8 protein-coding genes are annotated in these 13,797 nt (G+C 59.0%); 1 reads left to right on the plus strand and 7 read right to left on the minus strand.

Annotated features, from left to right (window positions below; translation table 11 throughout):
• Positions 1-250: 250 nt before the first annotated feature.
• The 4 genes from QX094_RS07135 to QX094_RS07150 all read right to left on the minus strand — a co-directional run bounded on the left by QX094_RS07135 (position 251) and on the right by QX094_RS07150 (position 6,161).
• On the minus strand, positions 251-2,680 hold the full coding sequence (locus tag QX094_RS07135; protein WP_316187708.1) for a tetratricopeptide repeat protein: 2,430 nt from the start codon (positions 2,678-2,680) through the stop codon (positions 251-253).
• The gene (locus QX094_RS07140; protein ID WP_316187709.1) at positions 2,680-2,925 is read right to left on the minus strand and encodes a hypothetical protein; all 246 of its coding nucleotides are present in this window, start codon (positions 2,923-2,925) and stop codon (positions 2,680-2,682) included. Before QX094_RS07140 ends, QX094_RS07135 begins: the two co-directional genes overlap by 1 nt.
• A 1,827-nt stretch (positions 2,926-4,752) precedes the next feature.
• The gene (locus QX094_RS07145) at positions 4,753-5,466 is read right to left on the minus strand and encodes a hypothetical protein (protein WP_172185262.1); all 714 of its coding nucleotides are present in this window, start codon (positions 5,464-5,466) and stop codon (positions 4,753-4,755) included.
• Positions 5,467-5,930: 464 nt separating this feature from the next.
• Positions 5,931-6,161: a helix-turn-helix transcriptional regulator gene (locus tag QX094_RS07150; RefSeq protein ID WP_315805448.1), complete on the minus strand. Its 231-nt coding sequence runs from the start codon at positions 6,159-6,161 to the stop codon at positions 5,931-5,933.
• 321 nt (positions 6,162-6,482) lie between these two features.
• On the opposite strand from QX094_RS07150, the gene QX094_RS07155 reads away from it, so the two are divergent.
• Entirely contained in the window at positions 6,483-6,884 is a 402-nt protein-coding gene (locus QX094_RS07155; protein WP_172185258.1) for a hypothetical protein, read from the plus strand.
• A 151-nt stretch (positions 6,885-7,035) separates the two neighbouring features.
• Here the strand turns inward: QX094_RS07155 and QX094_RS07160 are convergent, their stop codons facing one another.
• The 3 genes from QX094_RS07160 to QX094_RS07170 all read right to left on the minus strand — a co-directional run bounded on the left by QX094_RS07160 (position 7,036) and on the right by QX094_RS07170 (position 13,480).
• The gene (locus tag QX094_RS07160; protein ID WP_315826685.1) at positions 7,036-10,575 is read right to left on the minus strand and encodes a TM0106 family RecB-like putative nuclease; all 3,540 of its coding nucleotides are present in this window, start codon (positions 10,573-10,575) and stop codon (positions 7,036-7,038) included.
• A 251-nt stretch (positions 10,576-10,826) separates the two neighbouring features.
• Positions 10,827-11,540, minus strand: coding sequence for an alpha/beta hydrolase (locus QX094_RS07165; protein ID WP_316187710.1), 714 nt, complete (start codon positions 11,538-11,540; stop codon positions 10,827-10,829).
• A gap of 854 nt (positions 11,541-12,394) precedes the next feature.
• Complete coding sequence (locus QX094_RS07170; protein WP_316187711.1) at positions 12,395-13,480, minus strand: IS110 family transposase; 1,086 nt, start codon at positions 13,478-13,480, stop codon at positions 12,395-12,397.
• Positions 13,481-13,797 lie beyond the last annotated feature (317 nt).

Here is a 13,797-nt window from a genome sequence, read left to right on the forward strand (position 1 = left end):
TACTCATTCACAGCGGACTATCGAGACGATCAAAAGGCCATCATTCCGAGCAACAAGTCTTCGTCACCTAACCCTTGGGACTGGATACGGCGCAACGGCATCATATGGGTGGCGCCGCTTTCTTTGCAAGCGACGACGAGAGACAGTGACTCCCGCCCCACCGTCATAGCTAGAAATACAGATCTATGCTTAGATTGATGACACAAATCAAGCGCCTGCCATTTCCAGCAACATCGTGAACTTGACGCTCCTAAGCGGCCTGCAACAACACCTCGGTTTCTCTGCTGAATATCCAATTATCATTGGCATGCGGCGCTCCGCCCCCAATAATTCCAAACCGTGCAGCGATGGCGTCTTTGAGGTCTAGCAACTGAGTTGGACAATTGTCCGACAGCTGTTGATATGTCTTATTAGCCTGAACCAATTGCCCCTGCCCAGCGTAGGCATGCAGCCTCAAGACGTTTGACAATCCCATTCCCCCAACATCTTTCAGGACATCGATTGCTTCAGCGAATTCGCCTCGACGCATTCTCGCGACGCTAAGACTCCTCTCAAAGTAACGCCGCTCCCTAGCGAAAGGCGTCTGAATCCGACCAGCCTCCAGGTGAGCAATGCCCTGCGCTATCTCTCCGCTCCTTATGAGGGCCATTCCACGGATATTCCATGCTATCCAATCATCCCTGGTCGATGGCTCTCCGCTCGGCAGCAATGAGAGCGCGGCTGCATACTCGCCGCGGACGACGAGAATGGCCGCTTTCCCGTTCTTTGCAGCAGCGAAGGTAGGTGAAACTCGAATGATCTGATCATATGCACCGAGCGCATCCTCGTACTGTCCAAGCCTTTTTAGAAGGTCCGCGCGCCCTGCCTTTGCCACCAGACTATAAGGAAATCGTCGCACATTTTCTTCGTAAAGGCGCAATGCCTCCTCAAGTTCATCGTTCACCTTTCGAATGTTCGCATATCCATTCGCAATATAAACGTCGGATGGAAACAACTTTCTAGCAGACTCGTAAGCCGCGATTGCCTCTGGATATCTCCGCATATCGCGCAGGACCTCTGCATATCCCGCATAGGCAACGGATATCGTTGGCGAGCTTCTTTTTGTTTCCTCGTAGAGCTGAAGCGCGGCCGGCAAATCTCCCCGCACGCGGTAAATTTCGGCTTGGGAGCATCTTGCTGACGGATCAGTTGGATGCAGCTCAATAGCGTAATTCGCCGCTTCTAAGGCTGCAGCAAACTTACCCATAGCTCTGAGAACCGTAGCCTTCCCACTAAGCGCGACCACCTCATCCCTCAACTGGGGAGAGCTATAGACCTCAAGGGCCTCACTTAGCTTACCGAGGTCCGATAGGACTGCCGCCATTCCACATTGAAGAAAGAGCTCATCTGGAAAGCGCTTGATTGCCTGACGATATTCATTCAAGGCGTCATCAAGCCTCCACATGTCTCGTAATGTCTCCGCGCTTCCGGACCACGCAAAAGGATCACCAGGATAAGAGCTTTGCGCAGACCGAAACGCAAGCAGAGCCTCATCCAACCGGCCCTGATGACGAAGGATTCGAGCACGCCCGGTCGCAGCAAAACCTGCATCTCCATGAGCCTCAGCCAAGTCAAACTCAGCCAATGCTTCGTCTAGTCGAGAGAACTGAATCAGGGCATCGGCAGCTTGGCCATGCGCCCAACTATCATCAGGAGCAAGCTTCACAGCCCTTTCAGCCCACTCCAACTGCAATGAGAAAAGCCCAAGCGATTTAGCTTTCTGCGCTAGGTTACAAAGCGACTTGGCAGCAAAATGGGGATCACTCGTTTTGAGCTGAGCGTCTACCAATTCATCAGTATACCGACGAGCGATCTTCACATTTCCGGCCCGCATCTTTTCAATGATCGCTTTCTGCTGCTGAATGGCATTTTGATATTCTTTGTATGCCGAAACCGTATCGATCTGTTCTTGAGACAGATCGGCTTCACGATCAAAATCCGGAACAATAATTGGTCGGATACTTGCTCGCTTAAAGTGCCTGGTCCACTCAGAGACTATTTCTCTCGAATTGGGAAGCGAACGTAGAATTCCATAGCATTCGAAGATTGCGATATTGGGATCTGTCTTGGTGGGATCTACGGACGCGAGAACTCTGAATGCCCCCCTCCTAATCGCCTCCTCTTCGAACGCTGGCTTCCCCTCAGCGAAAAGCTCTTCGCGAAGGTCGTCCCATGCACGGCGATGCAGCTCTATCGATGCCTGTTTTGCGACAAGGTCTTGGATCAAATCGGAAACCAAAGGCCAACGCTCGGGATCCCGCAAAAAAGTCGGATCGGCGTCGCTCGGCAGCACCTGTGAGTACAAGCGATTTTCTACGAATCTCTTTGCGTGACTAATGCCAATTAGTTCTTCGAGACAATCAGCAGCCTCATTTCGCAGATCGCTTTCCTCTTCTAGATCGAGGGCAATAAGCGACAAACGAAGCGCGCGATCGTCTTCCCACGCATCTTCCAACTGCGATCGAGCTTCCGATTCAGTTACTCTTGTTCTAAACACCGCATCGTTGCATCCTTGCAGAACATAGCCCGCATCCTCGCGCCGCACCAAAATCTCAGACCGGTCCCCCAATCGCACAACACGCGCCTCTGCGCCTTGCAAGAATATCAATGCCGCGGCTTGGCCAGACAGAACGGCGTCCATCACACTTCCTCCACGATAACGCCAAGCTTCTTCAGTTGGGACAGAACGCTTTTCCAGATTACCAGATCTGCTCGCTTCTTGGGTTTGGGACCGATCACCTTTTCGATGGAGGATCGGTGCAGAGGTCCAAAGATATGACACTCCACGAAGTCCGCGTCGCCAGCGGACGTACCTTGATTGAGCAAAATGGTCGCAAACTCCGCTGGAAGCGTGTTGGCGGAGATCTTGTCTGCGAGCTTCGCCATCGCGAGATCCTGCCTGCGCGTCCAATCAGCTCTAAAGCCCAGCGGAGGCCGCCTTCCAGCGACAATGTGATGTCGTTCACAGAATACGAACGGGTTCTCCTCGAAGACTGACGTACGACGTGCGATATGCGGGCTCCTCAATACAATTGAGTATTCACCCCACCAAAATACTCCTCTCCCGTCCAACGATAGGGCTGTATAATTTATTTTCTCAGTATAGTGCGGATGAATCGTACTCTCTGCCGCTATTCGCCCCTTGTCCCAGTCATTATCTTCTGGTATTCTTGAATTCGCGCGGACTTGGCTGTGGAAGCTTACATACAGCGACTTGTCGCTCTTTATGAACGAATCCAAATCGCCAAGTGAGCGAGCCAAAACTGCAGAAGATTGAGCTACCGCCAATCCGAACTCTTTGAGCCTCGCCAAGCTACCTCGAGCATTTGCTGCGGTTTGCACGTCTTGCAGACGCTTCTGCAGCGCAGAAATTTCCTCAGCGCTATCTGCAGCCCTTACGTTTGGAAATCCTACATCGGTACCGCAAACGTGGCACCTTTCCACGTGGGGGAGAACCTCCGTTTTACACGATGGTTCGGGGCAAAGCATAAACGTCTTCCCTCTAGAACACAGCCATTAGTTGCATGCGCGACGTAGATGAGCAAGAACAAGGCGAAAAATGTACCGCGAGGAAAAACTCATCTAGAACGAAATTGGGTCGTGCCATTCCGATCGCAGGTAGCTACCGACTCTGAGCTGAAGGCATCGCTTTTGCGGTCCCAAGCTGGCTAGAAGCTCGCTCCCGCATCCGCTCAGACTGCCCGTCGTGCCAGTTTGTCGCATTCCGTCGGGCAACTCCGGCCTTGTGTCGTCGGGCAAATCAGATCGATGCTCCCCGCCGTCTCCTGCTCACAGAAGGGGCGTTTCGCGATCGTCACGGACCGTGGAGCGGGAGATGCGGTGGCCGCCTGGGGTCGCAGTGCGCGTTTCGCGTGCGGACGAACGACCTCAAGCGGACGGTCAAGCCGTGTGGTCCCGACACCCCGACGCTGGTGTCTTGGTCGGCGACATCCCGATGACGGGGGCAAGCAAGCCCGGTCCCCTGGGAGAGCACGGAGCAGCCGTTCAACCCATCGCGCAGGGAAGGCCGGTTGTTCGGCCAATCCTGTGGTGACTGCCGCCTGCTTTTCTTTCTGCAGGCGGGCCATGGGTGCGGCCTGCACCCGGCCTTCCCTGCGCCCTTCTTTATGAAGGGCGTCCCGAAGAGCAAAGCTCGGACGCGCAAACGCGCCGCGAGGCTGAGGAGCCGCGCGTACAGGCCGGAGATTGAGGGGTGAGCGCCGGGAAATGGCGCTCCCTAGGGAAGAGTGAAAAAGCCAACAATTCAAGGCGTTTGCCAATTTTCCAGCCACGAGTTCCACCACTGAGCCACAACGGCTATTTCGGCGATTGGCAAACAGATTCGCTCGGCGATCTCACCCGGTTTGCCGCAACTCCGGCCCAGGCGCAGGCAACCTGCGACGCAGCGGATCTCAGCAGACTGCTGTGCCCTCAGCCCTCCTCTCGGATCCATGGCTCTTGAGCCCTTCCGGCGCCTCTGGGGGCTTCAACGGAGTTTGGCGGCAGACACAAGCCGCCAGAGCCGCTTCAGTCTCCTAGGCCCGCGCTATGGCCTTAGGGATATGGTCAGGGGCATTGAGGCGAGACACCAAGTCGGATGAAATTTCGTATCAGACTCGACGGCCTCGCCCCGCGCTCTGCCTGGCGTGGATCATCTGCAGGCCCCGCACCGGTCAGAACCGGTCAGGGGGCTCTGGAGCCCGACAGCAGCGATCACCTCTTACCCCGACGGCCACCCAGCACATGCAGGTATCGATTCCGGAGCTCAATGATCGCCGACCGATCGAGCTCACCCCGTCTGAAGCGTTGGCGCAGCTCAGCCCGTTCTTGATCCGGAAGCGCGGCCACCAATTCCCAACCTTCAGCGACGTCGTCGAAAAGCCCCACGATCGCCGGATCCAGCCGAGCCTCGTCGTCCTGGAGCTGGTCAAGCCGATCTTGCGTCACGCCGATGGCGTTCGACCAACCATCAGGTGCATAGGCCGCTGGTGGAGAAGGTCTGTTTTTATATAGTTCTTTATAGGCAGGTCCCTTAGGGCCCCGCGGCGAGTCTTTATACGCAGGTCCCTTTTGGACCCGCGGAGCCGCAGGTCCCTTTCGACCCCGCGGACGCAACGACTTATCCACAGGCACAGGCACGTCATGGACGACATAGTCGAGCTCGCCGAACCGGTGTCCGTCGACGAATCGTTGCGCTTCGCGGGCGACATAGCCGGCGGCGATTAACTCTCGAAAGATGCGCTGCAGCTTCTTGCGGCCAACAACCAGGGTCCGCCCGACGTGGTCCAGGCGGACGTGCCATTTGTGGGGACGCGACAGCAGATAGCCGAGCACGCCCTTCGCCTCGACAGATAGGCGGGGATCCGCGAAGACAGCGTTCGGGACGATGGTGAATTGCGCCCTGTGCTCGCGACGGACGATCGTCACTGGCGGTTGACCATCTAGGGGTGTCCGTCCAGATCGCTGCAATCTTCAGCCGGCCGGGGGGAACCCATTCTCCCTGCAGGATGGCGTGCGAGGCTTACACGAGTATTCGCCTCTTTCAGCAGTTTGCCGGATCTCGCATTCCCCGATATGCGCAACTCACTCCTGCAATGGCAGGGCGGCAACATAAGCCGATTGTGCCATATCCATTGCGGGCTGGCATATCGCCGAGTATTCGCTGTGCTCCGCCGCTATGCGATTGGGCTGTCCACGTCCAACCGAGGGATACGGACAGCATCAGCCGCATCGAAGCAGCCGGGACGAGGCCGGTGCGTAGAAGGTGAGCGGGCAGACGAATAGCCGCGTCGGTGGCCGGACGAGCCTCAAACTACGGCGCAGGTACTGCTCGGAGCGGGATCGACTTGCTGCCTAGCCTGCTCGTCCACCGCAATTCCAAACGTTCTCGTTTAGGAAGGCGGCTTCAGCAGATCGGAGGGCTCAACGCCCAGCGCTACGGCCAGCGCCTGGACGTTATCGAGGGTGAGATTAATCAGCCCTGCCTCAATTTCGCTGATGTGCGGCTGGTCGAGCTCGGTCAGCTCGGCCAAGCGTTCTTGGCTAAACCGTTTTGCTTTGCGAAGCCGCCTAACATTCTCCCCGAGAACGCCGCGCGCCGCCTTTGGGTCCGACCAGTTCATCTGGACGGTAGGACCAAAGCGGGGCTGGAAATTCTATAGGTTATAACCTATAATACGAAAATACCGCCACCTCTTTGGAGTTGTGGGGCGGATTCCGAATGGGCGCATGCCCCTGGATTTCGGAGACAGAGCGATGATGCAGGGGGCGCGAAGCTCAAAAAGTTAGACTCTCGAGGAGACCGGGGGGCCGGCACAACGGCCCGACAGCAGCAAGCAACAGCAGCCTGAGCGAATACATCATCGGAATCGCAGGGGCCCAGCGGCTAGGGGCGATACACGACTGTGAGGCTGTGCGCCGCACGCGACTCTTTCGGAGCTCAAATGGAAACGCGAACATCGTTTAACAGTCTTGATTCTGGGACGTCGTCGGACCCAGACGCTGGTCTCACAGCTCTTGAGGAACAGCTTATTGCGCTGGCGGCAGAACTCGATCGCAGCGTTTCCGACCTATCGAAGCAAGCTGACGAGTACGTTACGGCACATGACGAGGCGTTGCTGGCCCGCCTTGATCCTGTCGAACGAGCGATCATGGAGACGCCCGCCAGCACTTTGAAAGGCCTGAGCATAAAGGCGCGCCATTTGGCCTACGTCCTATCAGAGTATTGGGAATCTCCGATCGATCAAATTGATTGGCAAGGGCGAGCGGTACGGCTCCTCGTTGAGGAGATCTGTAAGATTGCGCACGTGCCCGTAGACATTCGCCAGCCGAACTTTGGCGAATAGTGCCGCCTGTCTCCTCGTCTTTGGCTAGCCGCGGCATAGCGAACATCCGCAAGGCGGCTAGTTGTTTATGAGGAGGGCGGAGTCGCCGTCGGCGGCTCGCCTGACGTTGCTCCCCGCCGGTCGGCCCTCCCCTGAGACAATCTCTACGCCGCTACTCGCCTTGAAGACGACCACCCCCTCCGATTTCGGGTAGTGTGATCTTCGTTGCCAATTCCTCAAACCGGCAGAACTCGCTCGCCCAGGCCATCTGGTCGGGCGTGCGGCAATCGGGTTCGAAGAGACGTGGATTCGCAACAACAATGACTATGCCGCGCGCCCGGCTAGTCGCCACATTGAACCGATGGGGGTCATAGAGGAACGCCATGCCGCGCGGCGCGTCCTCAGGTGAGGAACTTGCGCACGAATAAATCACTACTGGCGCTTGCTGGCCCTGAAATTTGTCAACAGTCCCGACGCGGACTACATCAAAGCTGGCGAGTGCACGCCTCAGCGCACTTACTTGAGAATTGTAGGGAGCGACGACTAGGATGTCCTCCGGCTCCAAAAAGCGGGCTTCCCCATCGGCGTTTGTCCACGTGTTGCCGGGTTGCAGCAACGAACGAGCGATCGCAACGACAGCCTCAACCTCCTCGAGGGATTGGGCTTGGTTGCCTTGATGGGCCACCTCCACCAGGAACAGACCTGCACCGGCGAACAGCGTGGCGCCATCGATACGTTGGCGCTCTAAACCGCGATTAGACTGCAGCCGCCCTTCGTAATAGGCCTCCGACGTGAACGCGCAAATGGCGGGGTGCAGCCGGTAAGTGCGGTCGAGGAACAGACCTTGGTCGGGGCGCAGGGTCGCCTGCCCGGGACCTAGCAGGTGCACAAGTGCAGCAACGTCCGCGCCGTCTTCGTGGGCGCCCCGCGTGGGCTGTTCAAGCTGCTGCGGGTCACCGAGTAACAGCAAATTGCGGGCCGCGCGCGCGGCCGCGAGCGCCTGTGCCAGAGCCATCTGTCCAGCCTCGTCGATGACCAGCACGTCCAGGCGGCCGATAGCGTCAGGATGCGCCCACAGCCAAGCGGTGCCGCCGACGATGGTGCCCGGGGCAATGCGATCGAGCGCGTCGCGTGACGACTTGGCAAATTCAATGCCGTCCACACCGTCGTGCTCATCATCCTTGTGTACCAAGTGCAGTTCTTGGACGCTCCGCGATGCATTGTTGGTGTTGCCTACGGCGATCAACAGGTTATCGATGACTTTGTGGCTGACGGCTGTGATGCCTATCTTCTTGCCCGCCGCGGCGAGCGCCAGGATGGCATTGGCACCTTGAGTCGTCTTGCCGGCTCCTGGCGGCCCCTGGACGGGCAGCACGCCGCCTTCGATTTCGCTAGACAGGCGTACCAGCGCCGGGCCAGCCTCTTCATCGGCACGGCGGAGCTCGTAGCCGACGCCAGCGATCCGGCGCGGCGGGCGTGCTCGCAAGAGTTCACCTGCAGCGGCGTAGGGGCTGTCGTGATCGAACCCGCTGTTGCAGACATGCTCGGCGAAAGCCAGCACGGCTTCTTCGAGCGGCTTGGCACCGACCACCGGATCTTTGAAAACCGAAATAGGGAGGGACTGCATAGCCTTTTCGCTGATACTCAGCACGATGGTTCGGTCATCAAGATCAACCGCTTCGACCGCAGCCCTGATCGTTTCGGGTTCCTGGCCCGGCTCTGCTGGGAGCGGCCATACGACGTTGTCTCCGGGCTCGACAGCTGTTTCCTGAATGGGGAAACGGAAACGGCATCGCGCATTCCGCTCGCGCCCTTTTTTCGGAAGACGTTCGACGAACTCAAGCCCGGCGAGCATATGGCGCTCGTCGAGGTGTTCATCGTCGGGAAGATCGCGAAGCCGAAAAAACTCCCACCAGGCGTTCTTTTCTTCCTGACGGTAGTACCCGAGCATCGCAGCGAGGAACGCCCGCGCCCTTTCGTCCGCCGTCCAGGTTTCGAGGTCCGCCGGCAAGCCCTGCCGCAAGACGTCCCTGATCGCCGAAATGCGCTGATCGCGGGCGCTGACGTCCTCACTTGGCGCCAGCGTACCGGGCACCGGCCGATCAATGTACTGGCCGCGCGCGAGACAATCGTCGCGCTGGCACTCGAGCCAGCCACGCAGGCTCTCCGTCGAGAGGCAGTCGTCCGCGTTGTAGGCGGCGACGCGGTCACGAACTTCGTCTGGGAGGACTTCGATATTGCCCAGTTCAAGCGCTAATTCGAGATTACGCCGTGCGATGCCGGCGTCTCGAAGGTCCAGCCGGCGCTGAAAGCCATGCAAGGCTTCCAGCTCCTTGAGACCGTAGCGCTCCACGCCTATGCGAAAGCTCTCGCGCACGACGGCGTGCAAGTCCACAAATCGCCGGCCGCGTAGCAGTTGGTCCAGCTCAGATCCCCGGGTCGCATGACGGGCTGAGAGCCTTTTCAGGGCCGCGGGCTCGTAAGCGCCGAAGTGATAGACATGGGTCCCAGGGTGCTCCTGCACGCGAGCCAGCGCAAAGTCGATGAAGGCCTCAAAAGCAGCCTTCTCCTCGCCCGTCTGTAGCGCCCACTGTTGGTTGAACTCGATGATTCCGGCCTTATTGGTGAAACACACCCCGGTGAGGTATTCCAGGCCATGCGGGGCAACGAATGGATCGCCCTCGAAGTCGAGGAAAATATCGCCGGCAGAGGGCTCTGGTAATCTTGCCAGTCCGCGGCCCGGCTCAAGCGCAAGCGCCTCGATCTGCGGCATCTCGGCACCTCGGCTTGCCACTTGCAACCGGGCTTGTTGTCCGAGCCGTCGGTAGGTTTCTTCAGCGCCTCGCTTGGGCTTGTCAGGAAGCTCTCCTTGGGCAATGGCAGTAACCGTGGGAAGTCCCTGCTGCTGGAACTCACGCACTTGAGCGCCGCTGATGCCTGCGACCAAGGAAGGGTGGTCGTCGGCGCGCCTCTGCTGGTCGCAATGGCGCCAATAGGTGCAGACGTCGCAGTGAGCCACAGGTTGCGGATACGTGCTCGGCGCCGGAACTGCGCTTACTGCGGTCAACAGGCGGGTACGTACCAGACGGTAGTACGCCGCAAACTGCGCAGTGCGGTAGGTTTCCTGCTGAAGCGGCGTGATGACGTGGATGGATTCGGGTTCAAGCCCCTGCATCGGCTTCAGCAATTCGGCGTAAGTGCACAGTTGGAGGATCGTGCCTGGCTTGGTCTGAAGTGAAAGCTTAGTGTCGGCCGGCTCGTAGGCGTAGCCGGGCAATGACGAAGTCGTGCTGCTAACGCGCAGCAACACGTCCGCAATGCCGCTGAAGACATCATTAGCTAATGTAGCCTGCACGATAGCGTCGAAGCCGGCCTCCATCGCTCGCTGGGTTGCCCTGGGATCGCGCTCGTCACGCAGGTCGCAGATCGAGCGGCCAGCACTCCGCAGCCGCTCGACGTAGGCCCCTTCGTGCTGGCGGCCTCGCTCACGCAGCGCCTCGAGGCGTGGGTCGGGGCTGTACTCGACAGACAGGAGCCCCTCACGCCTCTGGCGCTCGAGTTGAGTGAGGTGGGGACAAGCCAGATGGGCCGCGAGTTGAGTCGGAGTGAGGTGGCCGGGGCGTCCATTTGCCGACCGATTAAGGGTGACGAGCTGGTCCTCCAGCTCGTTCTGTGCCGGTGCTGTTCCCTGAGCGTCCCGCGTTTTTTCCATGGGCTCTCCCGGCCACAGTTAGGGCGCCAATCAAACTACAAAGGCGCTGACAGACTCTACCTCAAGCTCTCAGGGCTATCGACACCTTCTAGTCGTCAACAGCACCGCAAATTCTGCGCCGGCTCGGCCCGAAGTCGGACCAATCGAAATTGAGCCGCCGCCGGGATTGCTGGCTCGGCCGGCGCAGAAGGACCCCTGCTATGCCGGAGAATCGCCCTGACCAGCTGACGGATGAACCACCCAACCCTGCACTAGGGACCGAAGTTTTGAACCAGTGCCTTGGACATGGCAACGATGGCGTCTGCAGTTTCGGCCGGACTGAGAGTCGGGTGAAGATGCGTCCCGTCCAGCCGTACGACCGGCCAATCCCGATGCCGGGCTTCAGCAGCCGAATGATTGTGGATTGCTGATGTTTGAATGAACCCCGCCGGGATGTGGTCCCACTCGGAAAGCTCGATGATATCGTCGAACCATTTGATCGAAAACTCAGGCAGGTCGCTTTCGAAGGCAGCTAGCGCGGAGGGGTCGCGCCCTAAGATATCGAGCCCAAGGAGAGCATCGCGTCGTTGATCCCCCTGCCACCTGGACCAGATCGGAAGCGTCCCATCTGGTCTTGCAAACCTCTCGATGAGCTCACGCAATGCCGGTCTAATCGGGGCGGCCGCTCCCTTCGACGGCGGCACTTCGCCGTCGACCATGATCAAGCAGCGGCACGGCAGTCTCGCTGCCAGATCAGCGATCAATGCGGTGGCGGAGCTGTGCCCAACGAGGACGGCCCTGGGACTCAGGTCCACGACGGCCGCCAAATGGGAGGTCCACTCCCTCCAGGCGGGTGGCGTATGCCGATGCGCCAGAACATCGGGCAGCTGAATACGATGTCCCAGTCCCTCTAAATGGCGCGCGGTTGGCTCAAGGCTAGACGCACGAACCATGGGTCCTGGCACAAGAACAAATTCCATTGGCATAGACCTCGGCGGATTGCATTCGGCGTGCGGAAAGCTCCAATCATACCACAGAAAGTGAGCGTGACGCGCTGCCCGCTCGGCATCGGCTGCGGCCCCGTTGCGCCGGTTACGTCAGAAGGCAAATGGGCAAGCCGACTCCCTCTGTTTCATTGCTGGTGAGCCCTTGTGACGGCTCGGTCGTCACAGCCTTCAATGAGCCGTGGCCGTTGAACGTCCGCCGCTCGCGCTGAAGATCCGCACTATGAACGATCTATATGAAATGTGAACGGCCGCTCCGCGCGCCAATGAGCGATCTGCACCAACGTACGCACGACTTCGCCAATCTACTACGAGTGCCGTTCGGGAGCTTGAATCCTCATCGCTTTCTTCTGTTAGCAACACCACCATTCTCGGAATGGTGCCACGCTGTAAGAAAGCGAGACAAGAACTTACGACCGCCGATTCTACGCCGCGGAGAGGCGCTTTTATCTTGCCGGGAGTAATCGGGCGCTTCTCCGTGTTCTGCTCCGACATGATCGTCTCCTCTGCTTGATATTATACGGCTGCACACGAGCGGTCGACAACGTGGCATTGGTCCGGCTTTCGTCATGATCTGGGGGTGATGACATCTGGTGGTCCATCCAGGAGTTCGTGCTCAGCCCCGCCAGCCATGCGGGCGCACATGTCGTCGTCAGGATCGCGGGGCAACACAGACACAGTAGCGCGCTCGACGTCTCAATCGAGCTGTCGTCGCCGGCAAGATAGCGTGCTCTCCGCATCCGCTTCGATCCACCAAATGCCTCTCCGCCGATCGGCGGAAGCTCAGCCAATCTTCTGTCGTCGCACCGTCTGCCAGACGGCGCTCGCCAGAGCTCTCACATAGCGGCGGCGAGCGCCGTCGGGTTGTTAAGACTCGGTTCAGCGGCACTTTCATCTTCGGCTGCGAACCGGAACACAGATCCGTCGATCCACATGCGATGCATGACCACCGCCAGCTTACGCGCAACGGCCACCACCGCGCGCTTGTGGCCACGCTTGGCTGCGATCCGGACACCCCAGGCCTTGATGCCGCACCATTGCTTGGAACGCACCAGCATCGCGCTCGCCGTCTCGTAGAGTACGGTGCGAACCTCCCCATCGCCGCACTTCGAAATGTGCCCTTCGATGTCGATCGATGTGCCCGTCTGTATGCGCCGGGAGGTCAGCCCAAAATGCGCCCCTACGGTCTTGGACTTGCTGAACCGGTGCGGATCGTCGATCGCTGCCTTGAAGGTCAAAGCAGTCACGGGACCAACGCCTGGAATGGCGCAGAAGCGCCGGCAGAGCTCGTCCCGTCCGACCATTTGAACCAGCAAGTCGTGCAGCCTCTTGTACTCGGCCCATAGTGCTTCCCAGGCCCGTAACATGCATTCCGTTATGCCCCCAATCAGACTGTCATGAGCCACCAGGTCTCGCACCCGCGCCGTAAACGACGCCCGCTGAACCCGCGGTCCAACCAACAGACCGAACACCTTCAGCGACTGTCTGATTTCGTTTTCGATGTCGAGCAGCTTGCGCTTGAGCGTCCGGCGGTGACCGAGGAGCAGCCGTAGTTTATGGCTCTCCGGGCTCTTGACGTGGACCGGCCGATACCATCCCGCCCTCACCAGATGCGCCAGACCGCGCGCGTCATTCTTGTCGGTCTTGTTGCGCTGGGCCTGCAGGGCAGCCGCTGCCTGCCGTGCTTCCAACAGCACCATGGGAAGGCCCAGGGACACGAGCTCACGGTGCAGCCAAGGTGCTACACTGCCTGCTTCATGGCCGACCTTGTCGAGCCGCGGCAGATACGGCGCAAGCGCTTCAAAGATGATCGCCGGATCGGTCAAAACGCTGGCTTCGAACACAATGGTGCCGTCGCGGCTGTTCATGACGCAGATCGCGGTCTTCGTGCTCGAGGTGTCGAGTGCTGCTGAGAGTTTCATCGGCGGACGTCCTCTTCGGCGAATCAATGTTGATTCACCGCAATGCTGCGCCTTTGCCGCCAACACTGTCTCGTCTTGCGCGCGCCCGATTACGCCGACAGAGTAATCGGGCGCTCCTCCGCGTTCTGCTCCGACATGGTCGTCTCCTCTGCTTGATATTATACGGCTGCACACGAGCGGTCGACAACGTGGCATTGGTCCGGCTTTCGTCATGATCTTGCGGTGATGACATCTGGTGGTCCATGCAGGAGTCCGTGCTCTGCCCCGCTCGCCATGCGGGCGCAGATGTCGTCGTCAAGGATCGCGGGGCAACACAG

The sequence above is a fragment of the Bradyrhizobium sp. SZCCHNS1050 genome, assembly GCF_032484785.1.
In the GTDB taxonomy this organism is placed as follows: Bacteria; Pseudomonadota; Alphaproteobacteria; order Rhizobiales; family Xanthobacteraceae; genus Bradyrhizobium.

Bases quoted from the DNA above. Each gene is read 5' to 3' on its own strand.
- QX094_RS07135 (WP_316187708.1), bottom strand. From the start codon at position 2,680: ATGGACGCCGTTCTGTCTGGCCAAGCCGCGGCATTGATATTCTTGCAA.
- QX094_RS07140 (WP_316187709.1), bottom strand. From the start codon at position 2,925: ATGGCGAAGCTCGCAGACAAGATCTCCGCCAACACGCTTCCAGCGGAG.
- QX094_RS07160 (WP_315826685.1), bottom strand. From the start codon at position 10,575: ATGGAAAAAACGCGGGACGCTCAGGGAACAGCACCGGCACAGAACGAG.
- QX094_RS07170 (WP_316187711.1), bottom strand. From the start codon at position 13,480: ATGAAACTCTCAGCAGCACTCGACACCTCGAGCACGAAGACCGCGATC.
- QX094_RS07165 (WP_316187710.1), bottom strand. From the start codon at position 11,540: ATGCCAATGGAATTTGTTCTTGTGCCAGGACCCATGGTTCGTGCGTCT.
- QX094_RS07150 (WP_315805448.1), bottom strand. From the start codon at position 6,161: ATGAACTGGTCGGACCCAAAGGCGGCGCGCGGCGTTCTCGGGGAGAAT.
- QX094_RS07155 (WP_172185258.1), top strand. From the start codon at position 6,483: ATGGAAACGCGAACATCGTTTAACAGTCTTGATTCTGGGACGTCGTCG.